15 protein-coding genes are annotated in these 22,321 nt (G+C 50.1%); 9 read left to right on the plus strand and 6 right to left on the minus strand.

Annotated features, from left to right (window positions below; genetic code table 11):
- The first annotated feature begins 188 nt into the window (after window positions 1–188).
- On the plus strand, window positions 189–2,981 hold the full coding sequence (gene polA, locus AC53GJ_RS20950) for a DNA polymerase I (protein WP_496730344.1): 2,793 nt from the start codon (window positions 189–191) through the stop codon (window positions 2,979–2,981).
- A gap of 834 nt (window positions 2,982–3,815) precedes the next feature.
- On the opposite strand, the gene yihA is transcribed toward polA, so the two are convergent.
- A complete protein-coding gene (yihA, locus tag AC53GJ_RS20955) occupies window positions 3,816–4,454 on the minus strand; it encodes a ribosome biogenesis GTP-binding protein YihA/YsxC (RefSeq protein ID WP_496730346.1) in 639 nt (212 codons plus the stop codon).
- 179 nt (window positions 4,455–4,633) lie between these two features.
- Here yihA and AC53GJ_RS20960 point away from each other — a divergent pair, with 179 nt between their 5' ends.
- From AC53GJ_RS20960 to AC53GJ_RS20970, 3 genes are all read left to right on the plus strand, one after another.
- On the plus strand, window positions 4,634–5,260 hold the full coding sequence (locus AC53GJ_RS20960) for a c-type cytochrome (protein WP_496730347.1): 627 nt from the start codon (window positions 4,634–4,636) through the stop codon (window positions 5,258–5,260).
- Window positions 5,261–6,166: 906 nt separating this feature from the next.
- Complete coding sequence (gene yihI, locus AC53GJ_RS20965) at window positions 6,167–6,733, plus strand: Der GTPase-activating protein YihI (RefSeq protein ID WP_496730348.1); 567 nt, start codon at window positions 6,167–6,169, stop codon at window positions 6,731–6,733.
- An 18-nt stretch (window positions 6,734–6,751) separates the two neighbouring features.
- The gene (locus tag AC53GJ_RS20970; protein WP_496730349.1) at window positions 6,752–7,216 is read left to right on the plus strand and encodes a DUF2489 domain-containing protein; all 465 of its coding nucleotides are present in this window, start codon (window positions 6,752–6,754) and stop codon (window positions 7,214–7,216) included.
- A gap of 58 nt (window positions 7,217–7,274) precedes the next feature.
- Here AC53GJ_RS20970 and AC53GJ_RS20975 read toward each other — a convergent pair whose 3' ends face one another.
- Window positions 7,275–8,585, minus strand: a complete 1,311-nt coding sequence (locus AC53GJ_RS20975) for a metal-dependent hydrolase family protein (RefSeq protein ID WP_496730350.1) — start codon at window positions 8,583–8,585, stop codon at window positions 7,275–7,277.
- Between the two features lie 84 nt (window positions 8,586–8,669).
- Here AC53GJ_RS20975 and hemN point away from each other — a divergent pair, with 84 nt between their 5' ends.
- Window positions 8,670–10,028 (plus strand): oxygen-independent coproporphyrinogen III oxidase, encoded by a 1,359-nt coding sequence (gene hemN, locus AC53GJ_RS20980; protein WP_496730351.1) that lies wholly within the window; start codon window positions 8,670–8,672, stop codon window positions 10,026–10,028.
- 22 nt (window positions 10,029–10,050) lie between these two features.
- Here hemN and AC53GJ_RS20985 read toward each other — a convergent pair whose 3' ends face one another.
- A complete protein-coding gene (locus tag AC53GJ_RS20985) occupies window positions 10,051–10,635 on the minus strand; it encodes a DUF1285 domain-containing protein (RefSeq protein ID WP_496730353.1) in 585 nt (194 codons plus the stop codon).
- A 145-nt stretch (window positions 10,636–10,780) separates the two neighbouring features.
- Between AC53GJ_RS20985 and AC53GJ_RS20990 the strand changes: the two genes are divergently transcribed.
- The 4 genes from AC53GJ_RS20990 to AC53GJ_RS21005 all read left to right on the plus strand — a co-directional run bounded on the left by AC53GJ_RS20990 (window position 10,781) and on the right by AC53GJ_RS21005 (window position 17,534).
- Window positions 10,781–11,608 (plus strand): mechanosensitive ion channel family protein, encoded by an 828-nt coding sequence (locus tag AC53GJ_RS20990; RefSeq protein ID WP_496730354.1) that lies wholly within the window; start codon window positions 10,781–10,783, stop codon window positions 11,606–11,608.
- A complete protein-coding gene (locus AC53GJ_RS20995; RefSeq protein ID WP_496730356.1) occupies window positions 11,605–12,366 on the plus strand; it encodes a DUF481 domain-containing protein in 762 nt (253 codons plus the stop codon). The genes AC53GJ_RS20990 and AC53GJ_RS20995 overlap by 4 nt, the downstream gene beginning before the upstream one ends.
- Window positions 12,367–12,585: 219 nt before the next feature.
- On the plus strand, window positions 12,586–16,572 hold the full coding sequence (locus tag AC53GJ_RS21000) for a bifunctional diguanylate cyclase/phosphodiesterase (protein ID WP_496730357.1): 3,987 nt from the start codon (window positions 12,586–12,588) through the stop codon (window positions 16,570–16,572).
- Window positions 16,573–16,754: 182 nt separating this feature from the next.
- Window positions 16,755–17,534, plus strand: a complete 780-nt coding sequence (locus tag AC53GJ_RS21005) for a thioesterase II family protein (RefSeq protein ID WP_496730358.1) — start codon at window positions 16,755–16,757, stop codon at window positions 17,532–17,534.
- A 98-nt stretch (window positions 17,535–17,632) separates the two neighbouring features.
- On the opposite strand, the gene AC53GJ_RS21010 is transcribed toward AC53GJ_RS21005, so the two are convergent.
- From AC53GJ_RS21010 to AC53GJ_RS21020, 3 genes are read right to left on the minus strand one after another with little or no spacing between them, the layout of a single operon-like run.
- Window positions 17,633–19,111, minus strand: coding sequence for an FG-GAP repeat domain-containing protein (locus tag AC53GJ_RS21010; RefSeq protein ID WP_496730359.1), 1,479 nt, complete (start codon window positions 19,109–19,111; stop codon window positions 17,633–17,635).
- A gap of 14 nt (window positions 19,112–19,125) precedes the next feature.
- The gene (locus tag AC53GJ_RS21015) at window positions 19,126–21,600 is read right to left on the minus strand and encodes an ABC transporter permease (protein WP_496730360.1); all 2,475 of its coding nucleotides are present in this window, start codon (window positions 21,598–21,600) and stop codon (window positions 19,126–19,128) included.
- A complete protein-coding gene (locus AC53GJ_RS21020) occupies window positions 21,597–22,265 on the minus strand; it encodes an ABC transporter ATP-binding protein (protein ID WP_496730361.1) in 669 nt (222 codons plus the stop codon). Before AC53GJ_RS21020 ends, AC53GJ_RS21015 begins: the two co-directional genes overlap by 4 nt.
- Window positions 22,266–22,321: the final 56 nt, after the last annotated feature.

Below are 22,321 nucleotides of genomic sequence, written 5' to 3' on the forward strand. Positions count from 1 at the left end.
TTTTTTAAATTGATTATCAATGACTTAGCCGTAACCACATGCCTCATCACCCAAGGTAGGCACACTGTTGTCTGGCATTTTTTTCACAAACATATCCACACTTTATCCACAATTTGCAGCTTTAATCCTTGCTGGCTGAAATTCGGCTATTGTGGCATTCTTAATGAAAAATCACTGGAGCCACGCTCATGGTCCAAATTCCTGCTGATCCACTGATCCTGGTGGATGGTTCGTCTTATTTATTTCGTGCTTATCATTCGCCACCGCATCTGACCAATTCTAAAGGTGAAGCCACAGGTGCCATTTATGGCGTGGTGAACATGTTGAAAAGCTTGTTGCGGCAGTACAATCCAAGCCAAATGGCTGTGGTGTTTGATGCCAAAGGCCCGACCTTTCGCAACACCATGTATGCAGAGTACAAAGCCCATCGTCCGCCGATGCCGGATGACCTGCGCAGTCAGATTGAACCGCTGCATCAAATTATTCATGCGCTTGGCTTGCCACTGCTGTGCATCAGCGGTGTTGAAGCCGACGACGTGATTGGCACGCTGGCCACACAGGCCAGTGCCATTGGCCGTCACGTATTGATTTCCACCGGCGATAAAGATATGGCACAACTGGTGGATGGTCATGTCACGCTGATTAATACCATGACAGATACCTTGCTGGACCCGGCCGGTGTCAAAGAAAAATTTGGCGTTGGCCCTGAACTGATTATCGACTTTCTGGCGCTGATGGGTGACAAAGCCGACAATATTCCGGGTTTACCTGGCGTGGGCGAAAAAACGGCGCAGGCGCTGTTGCAGGGCTTGGGTTCAATCGACACTTTATATCAGCAACTGGATGACATTGCTGCGCTGGGTTTTCGTGGCAGTAAAACTATCGCCGACAAAATGCGCGAATTTGAGTCGCAATTACGTTTGTCTTATCAGTTGGCCACCATCAAAACCGATGTGGCGTTGCCGCTGCAACTGAATGAACTGCATCTGCAAAGCCCGGATTACGCTAAACTGGCTGAGTTATATCAGCAATGCGAATTTAAACGCTGGCTGGCTGAAGTGAAATCAGCAGAAACGATTAATACCGTCCGCCCTGCCGTGGGTGCCAGCAGCAACAGTGACGCTGACGACAGCACGCCGCAGACGCAGCCTGCCCAGATTGCGACTGATCGCAGTCGATATCAGACGGTGCTGACCGAGCAACAACTGGCAGAATTGCTGGCGCTGTTACAACAAACCGAGCTGGTGGCTGTGGATACTGAAACCACCAGTCTGGACTATATGCAGGCAGAGCTCGTTGGTATTTCGGTCGCGACGGCACCAGGCCAGGCCTGGTATATCCCGGTTGGCCATGATTATGTTGGCGCACCGCAGCAATTGGATCGGGACTGGGTGCTGGCCCAGTTGAAACCCTGGTTGGAAGACGACAGCAAGGCCAAAGTCGGCCAGAACCTGAAATATGATATGAGTGTACTGGCCAGCTACCAGATCCGACTGGCGGGTGTACGCTTTGATACCATGCTGGAATCTTATGTGCTGAACAGCGTCGGCTCCCGCCATGATATGGACAGCCTGGCACTGAAGTATCTCGGTCGCAGCACCATCAGCTTTGAAGACATCGCGGGCAAAGGGGTAAAACAGCTGACGTTTAACCAGATTGAGTTAGACAAGGCGGCCGAATATGCGGCGGAAGACGCCGATATCACCTTGCAACTGCATCTGGCGTTATGGCCACAAATTGCGGCAATTCCGGGCTTGCGGGCCGTATTTGAGCAGATAGAAATGCCATTGCTACCGGTGTTATCCGAGATGGAGCGTGGTGGGGTGAAAATTGATGCGGCCTTGTTACAGCAACAAAGCATTTATCTGGCAGAACGGATCAGCCAGTTAGAACAACAGGCACATGCACTGGCTGGCAAAGCGTTTAATTTGTCTTCACCAAAACAGCTGCAGGAAATTTTGTTTACTGAACAAGGTTTACCCGTGCTGAAAAAGACGCCAACCGGGATACCGTCAACGGCGGAAGAAGTGCTGGCTGAACTGGCAGAAAATTATGAATTGCCCAGGGTCATCCTGCAGCACCGCACTATTGCTAAACTGAAGTCCACTTATACCGATAAGTTGCCACTGAGCGTCAACAGTAACACGGGCCGGGTCCATACCTCTTATCATCAGGCGGTTGCGGCCACAGGCCGACTCAGTTCGACCGAGCCGAACTTGCAGAATATTCCGATCCGCACTGAAGAAGGCCGCCGTATCCGGCAAGCTTTTATAGCCGACGCCCGAATGCAGATTATGGCGGTGGATTACTCCCAGATTGAGCTGCGGATCATGGCGCATTTGTCCAAAGATCAGGCGTTATTGGATGCTTTTGCACAGGGACTGGACATTCACAAAGCCACAGCTGCTGAAGTTTTTGGTGTCAGTCTGGCAGAGGTCACGGCAGAACAACGCCGGCGCGCCAAAGCGGTGAATTTCGGGCTTATTTATGGCATGTCGGCTTTTGGTCTGGCCAAGCAGCTGGATATCAGCCGGGGTGAAGCTCAGCATTATGTCGATACCTACTTCGCCCGCTTCCCAGGCGTGCTGAACTATATGGAAAGCACCCGGCAGCAGGCTCATACCCAAGGTTATGTCGAAACCCTGTTTGGTCGCCGCTTATATTTGCCGGAAATTAACAGCAAAAATATGGCGCGGAAAAAAGGTGCTGAGCGCGCAGCTATTAATGCGCCGATGCAAGGCACTGCAGCGGATATTATCAAAAAAGCCATGCTGGCAGTGGCAGCATGGCTACCGCAACAAGAAGCGGGCACTATCCGGATGATCATGCAGGTACACGATGAACTGGTGTTTGAAGTCGCGACAGACAAGCTGGTCAGTTACCGACAACAAATTATTGATTTAATGCAGCAGGCGGCTGTGCTGGCAGTGCCATTACTGGTTGAAGCCGGCACCGGTGCCAACTGGGATCAGGCACATTAACTTTTCAGCAAAGAAGTTACTGCGACCACGGAACTTTTTGTCAGGGCAGCCGTCTTATCTGGCGTGACATGCCCAAATCCTGGTATCCCTTTACAGCCTCTGCCAAACAGAGGCTTTTTTTTATCTGTACGGACGGTACGGACGTGCGGTCGGAACCGAGCAAGGCCGATAGCTGTAAGGGTTGGTCAAGATGCTGAAGCTCATCGCAGGGCATCGCAGATTCGTTGCTTTGCCGCGTCCCTATCTGCTGCAGTCTCAATCCGCCCCAACACTGCTTGCGCCCTTGCCAAACGTCATCTAGTTACCATTGTTGTCAAATTCAACCGCAAAATCGACTTATTGTAGTTTTATTACGAAAATCGCTTGCTTTTTGAACTAAGCTCAGTAGAATTAAATTTGTAGGGTACAGAGGTAAGATGTTCTATCTTTCGACATATTACGGTGGTTTCATCGTTATATGTATAGAAAGTAGGCTTTTTTAGCCGCCCCACTGCTTGCAGTGGGGCGTTTTTTTTATCTAAATCCTGTAAATTTACTAGATTTTTTAGAGCAAATACTTCAAACATTGAAAAAGTTGTGTATAATGGCGACGTCTTGCTAGCAAGACACCCTGTTGATTTGAAATTATTGATAGCTTCTCCCCGTTTGCTATGCCGGCCTCTCTCTGAGATGCCGGTTTTCTTTTTTTGGGGGATTGCGAATTATTGGCTGTATCAGAGTGGATGACAACAGCAGTCTTGAGCTGATAAAACCGGCACGAGAGATAAACTGCTCAAAGGGGACAGTGGAAACAACGGCTTTGTTTCCACTGTGATGTGAGAGGACTAACGACTCTTATTCAGCACCCGACTCTTCAGCGGCGCTTTCATCACGACTGTACCAGCTGTCCAGCACCTGCTCCAATTCGGTCAGACCTTGTTTGCTCAAAGAACTGAAGGTATGAACAGTCACATCCCCCATAAAAGCCAAAGAGGCTTCCCGCACTTCTAACAAGGTTTTTTTCCGTGGTCCCGGGCTCAGCTTGTCAGCTTTGGTCAGCAGTAATAACACCGATAAATTACTTTGCACCGCCCAGTGGATCAGCTGTTGATCCAAATCTTTCAGTGGATGACGGATATCCATCAGCACCACCAGACCTTTCAGGCTCTGACGTTTCATCAGGTACTCACCTAATGATTTCTGCCATTTTTCTTTCACCGCCAGCGGCACTTTGGCAAAACCATAGCCAGGCAAATCGATCAGTCTTTTTTCATCGGCCAGCCGGAAAGTATTGATCAATTGGGTCCGACCAGGCGTTTTACTGGTTCTGGCTAAACTGTTTTGCCGGGTCAGGGTGTTTAAAGCACTGGATTTACCCGCATTAGACCGCCCGGCAAACGCCACTTCAATGCCGGTATCAGGCGGCAAAGCGTTGATATCTGGGGCACTGGTTAAAAAACTGGTCTGCTGATAATTAAATTTTGCTTTGTACACAACTCACTCCGGCGTCAAATTTGGCTATAGTGTAGCGGATCTAGTTGATCTGAAGAAGCATTAGCCGCATGAATGGGATTTTATCTGGCTTAGATTCGTGTAAAATAGACATAAATACTAGGGTTATTATCTTTTGTACCTCATCACCGTGGGGGCAAGCTGAACAGAGACGGATAAACATGAGAAAATTAGCACTACCAGTCATGCTGTTATTAGGGTTGGTCGGCCAGGCCGCAGCAACAGAAGGCAATATTGAAGCGGGTAAAGCAAAGTCTGTAACCTGTGCTGCCTGTCATGGTCCTGATGGCAATAGTCCAACCGATATGTACCCTAAAATTGCGGGCCAGCATGCTGGTTATATTTTTAAGCAATTAAAAGAATTTAAACTCGGCGCCAGTACAGGTGGTAAAGAGGGCAGAAATAACGCCGTGATGGCAGGTATGGTGGCAGCATTATCTGAACAGGATATGCACGACTTGGCAGCTTATTACGCCAGTCAAACGATGAAAGCAGGCACTACTCCGGAAGATGTGGTAGAAGCTGGCCAGAAATTATTCCGTGGCGGTGATATGCAACGGGGCATTGCAGCATGTATCGCCTGTCATGGTCCACGTGGTGTCGGTCATAGCCTGGCGAATTTCCCGAAAATTTCTTTCCAGCACGCCGCTTATATCAAAACTCAACTGGAATCTTTCCGCAACGGCAGCCGCGCCAACGATATGAACGGCATGATGCGGGATGTGGCGAAGAAATTAACTGACGAAGATATCGAAATTTTATCGAAATATCTGGGTGGTCTGCACTAAGTAGTGCATGCAGCATTCAAATGCGCACAGCTAAAAAACCGGCAAAATTTGCCGGTTTTTTTATCACTTTGATTCTGTGCCAACCACGGCGAAACAAACACAGCAGCTCAACCCTAGCTGTGACTACGCGCGCTGTGACTCTTCCATACTGATCATAAAAAAGCTGCAGTAGCAAACTGAAACGATTCAGTTACATTCAGGCGATTTTCCAAGATGAACTCGTGTGAGATATATCTCACAAATAGCGTAAGAAAATGGCCTGTAATATCCGTACAAAAATCACGCAAAACAAATAATGACTCACTAAGTGACTGATTTAAATAGATGGTTGAAAATGGTTCATTTTTTCGGCAATTTTTTTTCTCCAACGGTATTGCCATTCAATTTAAATAGAGTAAATTAAACCCCGTTACAGTTAGTAACATGTTTACAAAATGGAAGTTGTGCACGGACAGCATCAGTGCTTAGGTACATTCAATGTGACGTCATCAATGATGTCAGCGTTTTTAACGCACCAGGGATGAAGAAAAAAGTATTAGGACGATCGCGAATAATGATCACTACATGGAAGTGACCTAACAATATAGGGAAACTATCCAGACAGGGTGTCTTACGTAAGTCAGGATGAACTAAAAATATTCGCACCTGTCGGTGCAACCTTGAACGGCAGTAAGCTTCGCTTGCTGCCGTTTTGTTTTATCTGCTGTGTACTCGCCTGCACTGTCACCGGCGCGGCAATAACAACCCGGAATGCATCAAGTCAGACTTGCTAGATGCATGGCCCAGGCTGTACAAGATGAGGACAGATGGGCGTTCTAAACAGCAGTTTTCAGTGAACTGCGGAAATACATAGGCAGCAGCCACAAAACTGGTTAAAATACGCGCCCTTTTCTACAGGTAGACATTATGACTCGCAAAAAAAAATCACGTACTTCCGGCCAAATCGGTATTCGGCATAAACCCACTGCAGAAGCCCGCCAGGATCGTGACCGTCCTGTAGAAAGTAAGAAAAAAGGTGCTGGTTTAAAATCTGGTAGCCGTAATTCAGTACAAGCTGAAGTAAAAACCGGCGCTGGTAATCAGAATAAAGATCCGCGTCATGGCAGTAAAAAACCAATAGCGCTGGTCGTCACTCCGGCAGAGCAGAAATTACTGACCCCGACCACTCAGCCAAAAGCATTATTAGCGAAAGCCAAACCAGTTGAAATTCCGCCACAAGTGGAACTGGAACAAATTGAGCAGGATGAAAAACTGCAGGCCTTGCTGGAAAAAGTTGAGCAAGGTGACATTCTGACCGGGAAAGATGCCAAGTACTTCAACGCCAAAACAGCCCGTCATGCCGAATTACTGACCCTACTGGGTCTGGATGATGACGAAGACGAGGATAACGCTGACCTGGACGAAGCAGAAGATTTGGATCCACTGAGTAAACTGGAACAAGTCGACTGGCGTAAAGATCTGCTGGGTGAATAACTTCGGGTGATAACAGCAATGTGGACAGCTTTGATCGCGCTGGCAGTATTGATTGTCGCTGCGCTGGCGTTTTATCTCGGAACTTTACTATTCCGACTGAAACAACAGCAGCAACTGCAACAACAAGCTTTACAGGCGCAACAACAAAAACAGGCCGAACATCAGCAATATCTGCTCGACAGTATCCTGCTGATTGGCAAAGCCACGTTGGAACAACAGTGTGAGCCATCGGAAGCCGCCTTACGGATTTGGGTGTTGCTGGAAAACCTGCAAGCGGATTTAGCCACAGCCGAACGCTGGCCATCTTTGTTTGCGATGTACGATTGTGTCAAAGCGATGCCGACCCATGAGGCGCGTAAACAAACCGATAAAAAGGAAATACGCCGGTTGGACCATATTCGCCAGCAGCGTGAAATCGAATTAAAAAGCGGTATTGAACAGGATATTCGCGGTTTGCTGACACAGTTACAACAACGCCACTAAAAGATATGCTAACCAGACCGCCTGCCCTCCGGCGGTCTGCGTTGCTCAAACAGCCCATTTACTGTTTGTAAATCACCCCGGCTTTCATCACAAAACTGACTTTGCCCATCACTTGAATGTCTTGCAGCGGATTGCCTGGCACCGCAATGATGTCGGCAATTTTACCGGCTTTTAAGCTACCCAGGCTATCGGCAATCCCCAACAAGCGGGCACTTTCAATAGTGGCACTGTGCAGCGCGGTCATTGCAGGCATGCCAGCTTCGGTCATAAAAACAAATTCTTGCCAGTTATCCCCATGCATACCAACCCCGGCATCAGTGCCAAAAGCGATTTTGACGCCGGCTTTATAAGCACGGGCAAAGGTTTGTTGAATTAATGGCCCAATGGCTGCCGCTTTTACCCGCACCATTTCCGGAAAATAGCCCGGCACTTTAGCCTTTTCCGCGACATAACGACCAGCGCTGATGGTTGGCACAAAATAAGTGCCGTGTTGTTTCATCAGTGCCATCGTTTTGTCATCCATAAAGGTGCCGTGTTCAATCGAGGTTACCCCGGCTTTAATCGCCCGCTCCATCCCCTCTTTGCCGTGGGCATGCACTGCCACCGTAAAACCATAATCCTTCGCCGTTTCAACAATAGCGGCTAATTCATCATCTTTGAATTGCGGATTCATGCCACTTTTAGCCACGCTGAGTACACCGCCGGTGGCGGTAATTTTGATCAAATCGGCGCCTTCTTTATAGCGTTGCCGTACCGCTTTGCGGGCTTCTTCGGCCCCATTGATCACCCCTTCAGCCGCCCCGGGATCTCCCATCCGCTGATAGGCCACCCCATTGGTCGGATCGGCATGACCACCCGTGGTGGCAATAGATTTACCGGCAGTAAAAATACGAGGTCCATTGACATGACCGGCCGTAATGGCTTTTCGCAGCGCCACGCTGACCAGATGACTATCCCCCAGCTCCCGCACTGTGGTAAAACCGGACATTAAGGTTTTATTGGCATAAGTTGCACCGCGCAATGCAATATCAGCTTCATTTAAGGTAAAACCTTCGCTGTAACTGGTCGGGCTGCTTTGGTAAGAGAAATGGGTATGCATATCCATCAGACCTGGTAGCACCGTATGCTGACTCAAATCAACCAGTTGATCACCGGCCGCCGGCTGGCGAAAGCCAGCTTCGATGGCAGTAATTTTATCACCGTCCACCACCAGCGTTTGTTTGGTTAACACTTGTGTACCCTCTGCGGTAATCACAGTACCGGCATGGATCAGCGTGGCCGCCGGGGCCAATATCGGCAGTAAGGCGCTGCCAAGGACTAAGGTCGTCAGTTTTTTCATCATCATTCCTGGAATTATTGACAGCGACATTGGCTGCGCTTTCATTGTGTTGGATCAAAACCTAATTAATCACAGAGCTTATACTGCCACCAGCAAAGTAGAGGCGAATGCGATATGAACACGATGATATGGGACGAAGCACTGCTGCAAAAGTATAATGTCAAAGGCCCCCGCTACACCTCTTATCCGACGGCATTGTTGCTGCGAAGCGGTTTTCAGCCAGCAGCAGCCCTGCAAGCTTTACAGCAAACCGGGCCGGACCTCAGTCTTTATCTGCATGTGCCTTTTTGCCGGCAGCTGTGTTATTACTGTGGCTGTAATAAAGTCATTAGTCGTGACCAAAGCAAAGCTGACCGCTACCTGGATGCGCTGGAACAGGAAATGGCGTTTTATCAGGCTGCCACTGCCAGCAAACAGGTCGTTCAGCTGCATTTAGGCGGCGGCACCCCGACTTATCTGGATGAAACCCAACTGCGGCATTTAATCAAATTATTGCGCCGTTATTTCCGTGTTAGCCCGCAAGCCAGCCTCAGTATCGAAATCGATCCACGCAGTTGTGACCTGGAAAAACTGACTTTATTACGTGAGCTTGGTTTTAGCCGGGTCAGTTTTGGCGTGCAGGATTTTGATCCGCTGGTGCAGCAAAGCATTAACCGGCGACAAAGTTATCAAATGGTCGCTGAACTGGTCACGGCTAGCCGTCAGCTCGGGTTTCGTTCAGTCAACCTGGATTTAGTCTATGGCCTGCCACATCAACAGCCAGCTAGTTTTGCCGACACCTTGCAGCAAGTGTTGAGTCTGGATCCGGATCGGATTTCGTTATTTAGTTATGCCCATTTACCGGAGCGGTTTGCGGCGCAGCGCAAAATTCCGCCGCAGACATTGCCGGACGGTCAAACAAAACTGGCACTGCTGGCGTTGGCGGTGGACACGTTACAACAAGCGGGTTATCAGGCGATTGGCATGGACCATTTTGCCAAACCTGAGGATCCGCTGGCCGTGGCACAACAACAAGGCCAGCTCAGACGAAATTTTCAGGGTTATACCGCAGATAATAGCGATGCCTTGCTCGGGTTGGGTGTTTCAGCCATCAGTCAGGTTGGCAATCAAATCTGGCAACAACAAAAAGATTTAAACCTGTATTACCGAGCGTTGGCGGAGCAAGGTCATAGCCTGGATAAAGGCATGCAACTGAGTCTGGACGATCAAATCCGGGCCGACCTGATTGCGGCCCTGATGTGTAATTTCCAACTCGACAGCCGGGCTTTTGCTGACAAGTGGCAACTGAATTTTGCCGACTACTTTGCGCACAGCCTGCAACAATTGCAATCTTGCCAAACCGATCAACTGGCACAATGGCAAGGTGAGGTATTACAGGTGACTGCCCGCGGCCGACCTTGGGTGCGGGTGATTTGCGCCTGTTTCGACGCTTATTTACTTGATCAATCGCAGAATTATTCCAAGGTGATTTGAGGCTTTTGCCATAGCAACAGCCTCAAATCAGCGCTGTTGCTTCATCTTCCGGCTCGGCCATGGCCACAATGGCCTGATAGCGGCCACTTGGCAGCACATAATACTGTCCTGTTGGCAGCGTTTTTAGCTCCGCTTGCGCCGCCAGCCGATAATAACAAGCGCGGCTGAACTTGGCGGTCAGCCCCCTTGGTAATTGCAAATAAGGCAATAACATCCCCGTCACAGGTTCTGGCTGCAATTGCAGTGGATATTCAGATCCGATTAAGTAAAGCTGATCTAAATTATCGCGCACTTGCAGTTGCGGCCCTTCAGCGCTGTCCTGCCATTGCCAGTCGACCAGTAAAAATGGCGCATCATCGACCTGGATCCGCACCGATTCAGCCGGCGTGGTCAGCAAATATGCCCCCTGCTGACAATGCAACACTGAGCTGAATAACTTCACCAGTTCAAGCCGCTGGATCGGACTGCTTTGATACAACCATTGACCATCGCGGGTGATCTGCAGTGGGATATCACCACAAAACGGTGGTTGCCAATGGGCGGGTGGCCATGGCTCAGACTCTGTGCTGCGATTGAGAAGCTGTTGTTGCAGTTGCTGCAAATCCATGGAACCATTCTCAGGCTGACCAAACATTGCAGCAGTTTAGCAGATCGATAGGATAGCGGAACCATCAGCTAAACCGCGAGCTAGTTCAGCATCGCAGCGGCGGCTGACATGTCGCTGCCTGACTTTTTACCATAGGAGAATTCACGTGTTAGAACAATCCATCAGTTACCTGACGAAAAATCAGGACTTCATCATAGCTTTCGGTCTGAAACTGCTGGTTGCTATTGTTATTTTTTATGTTGGTCGCTGGGTCGCGCTCGGCGTGTCACAACTGGTCAGCAAAGCCTTGTTATTACGCAAAGTAGACCGGGCTGTTGTTTCTTTTATTGCCAGTATTATTTATGCAGCGGTGCTGATCGCCTTTGCGCTGATTGCTTTATCGCATCTGGGGATCCAAACCGCGTCTTTTATTGCCATTCTGGGTGCTGCTGGTTTAGCTGTGGCCTTGGCCTTACAAGGCTCGTTATCTAATTTTGCCTCGGGCGTACTGATCATTGTCTTCCGCCCATTTAAAGCCGGTGATTTTGTTGAAGTGGCTGGGATTAGCGGTGTGATCGAACGGATAGATATTTTCCAGACCATTTTTAAAACTGCCGACAACAAAAAAATCATCGTGCCGAACTCGCAAATCACCGGCGGCGCTATTACCAACTATTCGGCGGAAAAACGGCGACGGGTCGATTTGGTGATCGGCATCAGTTATGACTCTGATCTACGTAAAGCCAAGGCACTGCTGGAGCAAATTCTGCAAAACGACAGCCGGATTTTACAGGAGCCGGCGCCAGTGGTGGCGGTCAATGCCCTGGCTGATTCGTCGGTTAATATGGTGGTACGACCTTGGGTTGAATCAGCAGATTACTGGCCTGTGTACTGGGATACCTTAGAAAACATCAAACTGACATTCGATCGGGAAGGTATTGAAATTCCTTTTCCGCAAATGTCATTGCATATGAGAAAAGAGGACAAAGCATGAGCACACATCGACCAAACAACAACTTCCTGGCGCTGAGCCTGCTAACGCTGGCTCTGAGCGCTAACGCGATGGCAGAAACAACCCCGGAAAAAAGCTGGACCACTGCCGCTGAACTGGGCGCAATTACCACTTCTGGCAATACCAAAGGCACTTCTGTCACTGGTAAAATTGACAGCAAACAGGAGCTTGCACACTGGAGCAACGAATATGTATTGTCCGCTTATTTTAAAGAAGATGAGCAAACTGACAGTAACGGCGTAAAACGCAGCGAAAAATCAGCAGAACGCTATTTTGTGTCCGGCAAAGGTGGCTACAAACTTGATCAAGACAATGCCACGCTGTTTGTGTTTGGTTCTTATACCGATGATGCTTTTGGTGCTTACACCAAATACAGTTTAGTTTCGCTGGGTTATGGCGACCGGCTGTATCAGGACGACAATAAAACCCTGGATGCTGAAATCGGTCCTGGTTATTTCTCTGGCCGCACTTCAGATGATCGAACCGAAAATGGCGTGATGCTACGTTCAGCGGCCAACTTTAACTGGGCCTTTTCTGACACGGCAGCCTTTAAGCAAACCCTCAGCGTCGAAGTAGGCAGTGACAACACCAGAACCGCCGCTGAATCTTCCGTCAGCGCCAAACTCAATGGCAAAATGCAGATGAAAGCCGCGTTTTTAGTACAAAACGACAGCGATGTGCCGGTTGGTAAGAAAAAAACCGACACTCAAACCTCGCTGACTTTAGTGTACGCCTTCTAAGTCAAGCCAGGCTGCGCTGCTGGCTGCTAAGGGGGCAGCCGAAGCGCGCCTGCTGTTGGCTTTGGCCGACATCGACCACTATTGCCAAGCCAACCCGGCTATTTTTTGGCCATTACCGTGCTTTCGACTAAGCTTAAAGCCATTTCTTGGACCTTTTTTGTTGCTCTGCTGGCTGGTTGCTGACAGCGGACAACAGCTGTTTCTGATGGAGCCACAGGCATGCCTGAGAGGAAGCTGTTATCAGACCAAGTGACAGCAACAAAGCCACAGCACTCACTACAACAACTATTGTTGATGCTGGGGTTTGGTGTATTGGCTGCACTGTGGTTGTTAGAAACCGACTTGCAGTTGTTGCAGCACTGGTTGAACGCTGAACCCGCCGCGCAATTGCATTTGCTCAATGGCTGGATTTTACTGGCCATCGCCATGCTGATGCTGTTTGGTTTTTACCGCCAGCAACAGAGTTACCAACAACAAGTGCGTAAGACGCAGCGCCAATTTAGCAGCACCTTTGATCAGGCGGCTGTCGGTATCGCCCATGTTGCACTCAGTGGCCACTTTTTACGGCTGAATCAGCGTTTTGCTGACATGCTGCAATACGACATGGATCAACTGATCCAAAGTAGCTTCCACGATATTACCCATCCGGATGATTTAGCCGACGATTTACGCCATGTTGAACAGTTAATCAAAGGCCAGATCAGCCATTATGGTTTGGAAAAACGCTATCGACGACAAGATGGCAGTTATTTCTGGGCCCATTTGTCCGTGTCGTTACACCAGGATGAAGATGCCGCTGACCGTTATTTTATTTCAGTGATTGAAGATATTGACAGCAAAAAACAAGCCCTGCTGGCGTTGCAGGCCAGTGCTGCCCAAATCCAGTTGCTGCTTGATGCATCAGATGAAGGCATTTTAGGCTTATCCGTCGAGGATGAACTAACCTTTGTCAATCAGACTGCGGTCAACCTGCTGGGTTATCAGTTACCAGCTCAGTTGCTAGGGTTGCCACTGCTGACCATTATTGCCAAACAAAAAGCCGCGCTGGCCATCTGGCGCGATATTACCCGTTTGCATCAACAACCCACCACCTTGCGCGGTGAAGCAGAATTACTGGTCGATTGCCATGGCGAGTTACTGCCGTGCGCTTACCGCGTGATCCCGGTCCCAGCGGCCGAAGACGGCACAGTGTTGGTGCTATGCTTCCAGAATATCCGGCAGCGCCGACAACAACAGCTCAGGCAGCAAGCGCAAAACCACTTATTGCAACGACTGGCTGACAATGTGCCAGTGCAGACCTTGCTGACCGATTTAGTGCTGTTTGTTGAACAACAATTACCCCAACTCAAATGCTCCATTTTACTGGCTGACTTACCCCAGCAAAGGCTGACTGTGGCCGCAGGCCCTAGCCTGCCGGCAGAATATAATGCCAAAGTGGATGGCCTGCCTATCCGTTATGGCATCGGCAGTTGTGGCACTGCTGCGGCCACAGGACAGCCGGTAATTGTCACCGATGTGCGCAGCGATTTGTTGTGGCAACAAGTGGTCCACTTGATTGAACCCTATGAATGGCTGCAAGCCTGCTGGTCAACGCCCTTTTTCAGTAGCAGTAAAAAACTGCTGGGTACTTTTGGCATTTATGTGCCGGAACAACGAGGCCCCAGACCAGAAGAGCAAGAGTTAATCCAGTTTACCGCCAGTCTGGCGGCATTTCTGATTGAACGTAGCGAAGCCAAAACCCAGATGGATTTATTATCCAAAGCGGTACATCAAAGTCCAATTGCGGTATTGCTCTGTGATGCCGAGGGCACAGTGACTTATGTCAACCAAAAGTTTGAAACATTGATCGGGCTGACGACCACAGCGGTGATCGGTATTTTTTTGCCAGATATTTATCCACCGGAGCTGCGGGATGATGTGTTGGCGCAGTTACAACGGGTACAACATGGCACTGAGCTGGCCAGCGGACAATATAAAATTGTTTGCGGTAATGGTTTGTTTTATTGGCAGTCTTATTGCCTCAGACGCATTGTCGACGAACAACAACACCTCAGCCATTTTTTACTGGAAATTGAGGACATCACCCAACAGAAAGAAACTGAACAACAACTTATTTTCAGCGAATTACGTTTTCGGACTTTGCTGGACAAAACTCCGGAAATCGCGGTGCAAGGCTATGAGGCTGACGGCACCACTTTTTATTGGAACAGGGCCAGTGAACTGCTGTATGGCTACAGCAAAACTGAAGCTATAGGCCGTAATTTACTGGAGCTGATTATTCCCGTTGCAATGCGTCAGGGCGTCCAGCAAGCCATCCGCCAGATGGTTCAGAGTGGCGAAGCCGAACCGGCAGAAGAGTTGTTATTACAGCGCAAGGACGGCAGCAAAGTAGCAGTGTATTCCGGCCATGCCGTGGTGAAATTACCTGGTAAACCGGCGCAAATATTTTGTATGGATTTAGATCTGACCGAACGGAAAAAACAACAAGCCCGCCTGCGGCTGGCTGCCGAAGTGTTTAACTGCAGCCGTGAAGGCATCATGATCACAGACACCAACAGGATCATCATTTCGGTCAATCCGGCGTTACAACAGTTATTTGGTTACACGGAAGCCGAAATGCTCGGCCAAACCCCCGCCATGCTCAGATCAGGCCAGCACAGCAGCGACTTCTACCAGCAATTATGGCAGATGCTGGCACAGCAGCATTACTGGCAAGGGGAAGTGCTCAATCGTCGTAAAGACGGCGAAGTGATCCCCTTACAACTGAGCATCAGTTCCGTGTTTGATGAGCAGCAAAATGTCAGCCATTATGCGGCTATCTTCACAGATTTGTCGCAAATACGCGCAACTGAAGCGGAAATGGCTTTTCTGGCAGAACATGATGAACTGACCCATTTACCCAACCGTCAGTTGTTCCTGCAACTGCTGGAACAAACCTTGAAAGTGGCCAGACGTGAACAGCAAAGTTGTGCCGTGCTGGTGCTGGATTTGGACCACTTTAAAGACGTCAACGACAGTTACGGCCATCAACTCGGCGATGAACTGCTGTTGCAGGTTGCACGGCGGTTAAAAAGTCAGTGCCGCGATATGGACGTGCTGGCCAGACTAGGCGGCGATGAATTTGCCTTGTTGCTGACCGATTTATCTAGCCTGGAAGACCCCGCCAGAGTTGCGCTGAAACTGCTGGCAGCGCTTAATCAGCCCTGGCTGCTGACGGATCAGTTTGAAGTCCAGCTCGGTGTCAGTATTGGTATTAGTATTTTTCCACAGCATGCACAGACCACCGCCGAATTATTGCAAGGCGCGGATGCCGCCTTGTACAAAGCCAAAGCGGCTGGCCGCAATACTTATACCTTTTTCTCGGATGAATTTACCCAGTCAGCCCGCGATAAACTCACGCTGGAAGCCAGCTTACGCAAAGCGCTACGTCTGGGTGCTTTAACTGTGTTTTATCAGCCGCAACTGGATATCAAAACTGGCCGCATTATTGGTGCCGAAGCGCTGGTGCGCTGGTTTGATGCCGAGCTTGGTACTATTTCACCGGCCCGTTTTATTCCGGTGGCTGAAGCCTGCGGTTTAATCAATGACATCGGCCAGTTTGTGCTGGAGGAAACCTGCCGGCAAGGCCAACGCTGGCTACAACAGGATTTGCCGAAAATCACACTGGCAGTCAATGTCTCACCAGTCCAGTTTAAACGTTTTGATATGAAAAAACTGGTGCTGGAAACGCTGGCGAAAACTGGTTTTCCAGCCCATGCGCTGGAACTGGAACTGACCGAAAGTGCACTGATGGACAACGAAGAAATTGTGATCACCTCACTGAATCAGCTACGTGACCTTGGCATCCGGCTGGCGATTGATGATTTTGGCACTGGCTATTCCTCGCTGGCATATTTAAAACGCTTTCCACTGGATGTACTGAAAATTGATAAGCAATTTATCGATGATATTCCGCATAGCAAAGATGATATGGAAATCGCGACCACGATCATTGGCATCGCCCACACCCTCGGGTTCAAGGTTTTGGCTGAAGGGGTAGAAACGGCAGAACAACTGGCATTCCTGACCAACAATGGTTGTGATTTTTATCAGGGTTACTGGTATAGCCCGCCGTTGCCAGCAGATCAATTTGAATTGTTATTACGGCAACAACTGGCAGAGCTACACCCGAAGCAAGCAGCCTTTTCACAGAGCGGTCCTGGCTGAACCTGCGCTATTGCGGTGCCCGCAGGCATATTCAGCCATTGTGGCTCCATTGACACTGATCGGATGACCTGAGTAGAAGTCAGCGCCGATGTCGTGCATGACTTTACATAATTTGTAACAGAATCATATAATCATCAACAATTCATTAAATCGACAACAGTGCCCTCTGAAGGAGCGTTCGTTTGAGTCGCAATAAAATTTTCCAAATCCCGCAGCCAGCGAAAAAACCGCGCTTGCGCTTGTTTTGTTTCCCGTTTGCCGGCGGTTCTGCCAGTATTTTTCAATCCTGGCCAGCCTATTTCAACGATGAAATCGAACTGGTGCTGGTACAGGCGCCAGGCCGGGGCGCCCGGCTGATTGAGCCTGCCCACGATAACATGAATGACCTTGCCGACGAGCTGATGCAACATAGCAGTTTTATCACCAGTGTACCTTATATGGTGTTCGGGCACAGTCTGGGCAGTCGGGTCGCGTATGAGCTTTGCAGCCGGCTTGCCAAAGCCCAACTGCCATTACCACGTTATTTTATTGGTTCTGGCAGCCGCGCCCCACATCTGGCAAGCTTGAAAAGCCCGACCTATGATCTGCCAGATGCCGCATTTATGCAGAAACTGTCCGAGCTGAATGGCACACCAAAAGAAATTTTGCATAATCATGAATTGATGCAGTTGTTACTGCCGTTATTGCGGGCAGATTTTAAAATCGCCGATACCTACCAAGCCCAGGCAGTGCGACATCCTTTTCCAATCCGGGTATTCCATGGGGAACAGGATGTCGAGATCACGGCCAGTCAGTTACAAGCCTGGACCGAGTTATCCGCAGTGGAATGCTCATTTAGTTATTTTCCGGGAGATCACTTTTTTCTGCTTGAGCACAGCCAACAGGTTGTCCCGCAAGTAGTGGCTATCACCCGACAGGTACTGGCCAGTCTGCCTGTCAGTGACAGCGTTGCGATGGTGTAACTGACCAGAGTCGCCGAACCGATGAAACAGCTGGCAGCGCGGGCAACTTCAGGTGTTGCTTGCCTGCGCTGCCACTCGTATTGTCAGGGCAGGTGCGATCACTTCTCCTGAAAACGCACCAATTCCAGCTCATAGCCCCCTGTCGCCAGCGGTCGGCGGATCAACAACTCATTGATACCATCCAAATCGCTATCCAGCACAGTGAGTAACTGCGGATCTGCGGGCAATCGCCGATCCGGTTGTTTCAGCGTGGTCGTTAACCAGCCATCTGCAGTACCTAGCCGTAGCTGCAGTTGATTCTTTTGGTTCACGTACAACAAATCTGCATAGCTGTCTGGGGTAAAGTGACCAGCGTCGACCAGGACGCCATAACTGATATTGTGAATATCAACCGTAAATTCGGTCTGATATCTGACGACTGGTTTTTTGGCAAAAGTCCCCGCCTGTTGTTGTGGGTAAATCATGATCTCCATCTCAACCCCACCGCCCAGCATGACCGACATCACGCTCCCTGCACCCAACTCCCCCCCCAGTACATAGGCATCTTGCAACTTATCACCATTAAAATCGGCAAAACCAATGTCGACTAATTCCGCCGGATAAGCAATAAATCCCTGTGTGCTGGCAAAGCCATACTGCTGCTGCTCGCCACGCTGACCATAGAACACCCGGATACCATGCTGAGTATCGGCCTGGTCCTTGCCAGATTGCTTTTGCCGCACTAACACATCTGGCAAACCATCATTGTTCAGATCCTCAAACCGATGGAACTGATAACGCGTTTGCTGGTTGGCCTGGGTTAACCTTTTTTCAGAGGAAGTCAGCGGGACAGGTAAAGTCAGCGCCCTGGCAGTGCTGTGATAATGACCATCCGCTTGTTGCTGAAAATAGACAATCCCGTGTGAACCTGCCAGCACTATGTCTGCACGCTGATCACCGTTGACGTCAAAATGGCGGATATCAGTCGGTAAATCAAATTGCAACTGACGCTGGTCAAACTCTTGCGGCGTGATCTGAAAAGGTAACGAATAATGCAGCGCTGAAGCGATAAACTGGCCGTTCGGCTGCTGTATTGCAAGGCAATGCTGGGACAGTCCCGGCAGCAGAAAATCGGATAAACCGTCTGCATTCCAGTCAAATACCAACGGCAGTAACTTGAAGCTATTTTCATCAATATATTGATATATATGCTGACAAGGCAACAGTAATTGCGGCTGACCCGCGTTGAGACGGTACAAGCCATCTTTACCCAGTAACACCACATCCTGCTGCGGCGACTGGCCAGCTGCGAATGCCAGGCTGGCGACCGCAAATCCCTGATACACGCCGGCCGGTAAAGCATAACTGGCGGTCACCTGCAGGCTGCGGCTATTGAGCAGGCTTAACTGTGGACCCGCCGGGGCCGCAGCTAAACCGGTCAACACCAACTGCGGTTCGGCGGCCTTTAACACCGCAACATCACCAGCAATGGCCTGCTGCAGACGGATACTGTCAGCATTTGCCAGCCCAGGACTGCCGGCAAGACAGAGACTCAGCCACAGCGGATAACTGCAGAAGTTACGTAATAAAACAGCCATTTCGCGATATCTCCTTAATTTTCTTGCAGTAAATCTTTGATTGAAACTTTCAGTTGCGCCCGGCACAACCAAATACCAGCCACAGCAATACCAAGGACCGACGTCAGTACTTCTGCTCCCAGCTCCAGCCATGCCGGCTGATAGGGCGCACCTAAATATTGCTGATACAACACATTGGTCAGATAGACAGTGCTGAACAGCGTCGCCAGCACAGGGATTAACGCTGTCAGCAGCCATTCATAGCCAATCAGTTGCAGACAATGTCGTTTGCTCAGACCAAAACTCAGCATGAGTCCATTACGCTGACGATCATCCAATTCATAGCCTTTGATGGCTGCCGCCATCAGCAACGACGACACCAGCGCAATAAAGGTACTGAAGATCAGCACAACTGCCATAGCGCTGTAACTGAACTGTTCCAGTTTCGTTTTAAGCGTCTGAAACGGCACCATCCGCAGCGATGGATGCTGCTGCCAGAGTATGGTAACAGCCGGCCAACTGTCATCCGGCACGTCCAGACTCCCCATAAACTGCTGGAGCGGGACTAACTGTGCTGGCGCCTGGCCATGCAACACAAACCAAAACGTTAAGGAACCATGGCCTGGGGCAAATTGATGAATACTGGCAATCTTGAAGCGGCTTTGTTGCTGACCGGTTTGAAAGGTCAGCACATCACCCAGCTCTAACGCCAGATCTTCCGCGACTTCATCTTCGACCGAAATCGCTGGCATATCCGGCGGTTCAGGCAGCCATTTTCCTGCGATCAACTTATTATTGACCGGCACTGCAGCAGACCAGTGTAACCGGACCCCTTGCTGCAGCTCCCGCAGTGTCTGATTCGGCGGCAACCCGAGCGTGCTGAGCTGGCGTTGATTGATCTGCAGCAACTGGGCATCGGCAAAAGGTTGCATCGTTTTCACACTAGCCTGCTGCTGCTCGGCCCACAGTTGCAGTGCCTGTACCTGCGCGGCGTTGGCCCGATCGACCACCAAATCACCATCTTGCGAATTCGCCACCTGCTCCAGTAAATCGATCACATCATTACTCAGTTGTAACGACACGGTCAGCAGGGTCAGGCTCATGCCGATGCCAATGATTTGTGCCGATTTCACCGCAATGCGCTGGCGCATCATATAAAAGGCTACCGCCAGAATACTGCTGCTGCGCTGGCTGAATTTTTCTCCGCACCATAACGTCAGCCAGGTCATCAGTAGCAATAACAGCAGACAAGCGGCCAATCCGGTCACTAACAAGCCCGTCAGCCGCCAGTTATCTGAATAAAATCCCACCAGCGCCAGCATAGTTAACAGCGGAAAGGTTACTCGCAGCAGTATCGAAGAAGCCGGCACCGGTAACTGCCGCAACAGATCGCGGATCCTGACCTGATGCAACGCAATCAGCACGGGCAGCTGCGTCAGCACAAACAACACAAAGCACAACAGACAGACTTCAGCCAGACTTTGCCATTGCCATAAAGACTGGATGTCCGGCAATACCACCTGCAAGGCCCGAGTGGCAAATTGCTCAGTCAGGATTGCCAGCAATACAGCAGTCGCCAGACTGAACAAGGCCGGGAACAGCAACAACCAGCAACTGGCCAACCGGCATTGCCACTGCGTCATACCATTCGCCAGACAGACAGCAAGATAATATTGTTGTTGTTGGGCCAGCCTTTTCCCGATCAGATCCAGCGTAATAGCGCCTAACAGGAACAACAGCACCGCGCTCAGACCAGAAAACTTTTGTACTCTGTTCCACAACGCTGCCAGCGGATGATTGCCTTGCTGTTGTGATAACAGCTGCCATTGCACAAAGGGTTGACTCCATTGCTGCAAGGTAAGTTGCTGCGCCTCGGTGTTGCGCATCAGATAACGGTATTTTTGTTGCTCAGGCAGTTGCAGCAGTGACAGATCAGCCTGATTCAGCATAGCGCGGCTGGTCACGGAGTGCCCTTCCAGTAACAAATCCGGTTCTTCCAGTAACACAGCACTGAGCAGAAAACCTTGGGATCCTATGGTCAGAGTGTCACCGATTTGCAGCGCTAACGCGGCCATGACTCGGGGATCTAACCAGATTTCACCCGTTGCCGGTCCGTGCCGCACAGATTGCCCGCTCAGCCCGGTTTGTCGACTGATCTTCAGCTCCCCCTGCAGCGGATACGCCTGATCCACCGCTTTGATTTGGGTCAGTTGCCACTTATCGGCGACCGTCAGATTGAGTTCAAATTGCCGGATCAGCGTCAGGGCGCTGCTATGGGACTGCAACTGTTGCAATTGTGGCCTGGACAGCGGCGCAGTACTGATCAAGACACTGTCCCCGCCCAGTAACTGACGCAGATTCTGCTGTAAAAATTGCTGCACAGAACTACCTGTCAGACTAATCAGGCACAGATAATAAGCCAGTGAAAATAAGGTCAGCAATAACAGCAGATTGTCGCGCCTTTTGGTCTGCAACCAGAAGAATTGCCAGGCACTGGAAAAGGCGATCAATGGCTTAACTCCAGAGTGCCGTGCTGCAGCCGAAATTGCACATCGGCCCGGGCAGCCAGTTCGGTATTATGCGTGACCAACAGCAGGCTGGAACCGGCTTGTTGGCTGCAGGCAAACATCAAATCAGCCACCTGAGTCGCCGTCTGTACATCCAGGTTACCTGTCGGTTCATCGGCAAAAACGATCCTGGGTTCAGTGACAAAAGCCCGGGCGATCGCAACCCTTTGTTGTTCACCACCACTGAGCAAACTGACCGGCTGCTGCGCCCGCTGCGCCAAGCCGACTTTGTTAAGCCAGTCAGCCGCTTTGGACAGTGCCTGTTTATCGCCACGCAACCGCAATGGCAAGGCAACATTATGCAGCGTATTAAATTCAGGCAGCAGATGAAACTGCTGGAAGACAAAACCACAGCGCCGGCGGAACTGCTCGGGATCCAGCACAGTACCGGCCGTCTGGCAACGAAAAGTGACGGTGCCAACGGCCGGACTTTCCAATCCTGCCAAAATAGACAGCAGCGTCGACTTGCCGCTGCCGGAAGCTCCCACAATCGCATAACTGCTCTGCGGCACTATTTTTAATGAAACCTGTTGAAACAAATTAATATTTTGCTGGTCCCTTAATTTAAAATAATGACCAACCTGCTGCAGCTCTATTGATAATCCCATAGCTTTTCTTCTATCAGTCCTGATAAAAAACGGCCCCGATGCCGGGGCCGCTCGGG

The sequence above is a fragment of the Rheinheimera sp. B2H12 genome (assembly GCF_059620065.1).

Bases quoted from the DNA above. Each gene is read 5' to 3' on its own strand.
- AC53GJ_RS20970 (WP_496730349.1), top strand. From the start codon at position 6,752: ATGTGGACAGCTTTGATCGCGCTGGCAGTATTGATTGTCGCTGCGCTG.
- AC53GJ_RS20995 (WP_496730356.1), top strand. From the start codon at position 11,605: ATGAGCACACATCGACCAAACAACAACTTCCTGGCGCTGAGCCTGCTA.
- polA (WP_496730344.1), top strand. From the start codon at position 189: ATGGTCCAAATTCCTGCTGATCCACTGATCCTGGTGGATGGTTCGTCT.
- AC53GJ_RS21010 (WP_496730359.1), bottom strand. From the start codon at position 19,111: ATGGCTGTTTTATTACGTAACTTCTGCAGTTATCCGCTGTGGCTGAGT.
- hemN (WP_496730351.1), top strand. From the start codon at position 8,670: ATGAACACGATGATATGGGACGAAGCACTGCTGCAAAAGTATAATGTC.
- AC53GJ_RS20985 (WP_496730353.1), bottom strand. From the start codon at position 10,635: ATGGATTTGCAGCAACTGCAACAACAGCTTCTCAATCGCAGCACAGAG.
- AC53GJ_RS21000 (WP_496730357.1), top strand. From the start codon at position 12,586: ATGCCTGAGAGGAAGCTGTTATCAGACCAAGTGACAGCAACAAAGCCA.
- yihI (WP_496730348.1), top strand. From the start codon at position 6,167: ATGACTCGCAAAAAAAAATCACGTACTTCCGGCCAAATCGGTATTCGG.
- AC53GJ_RS20960 (WP_496730347.1), top strand. From the start codon at position 4,634: ATGAGAAAATTAGCACTACCAGTCATGCTGTTATTAGGGTTGGTCGGC.
- AC53GJ_RS20975 (WP_496730350.1), bottom strand. From the start codon at position 8,585: ATGTCGCTGTCAATAATTCCAGGAATGATGATGAAAAAACTGACGACC.
- AC53GJ_RS21020 (WP_496730361.1), bottom strand. From the start codon at position 22,265: ATGGGATTATCAATAGAGCTGCAGCAGGTTGGTCATTATTTTAAATTA.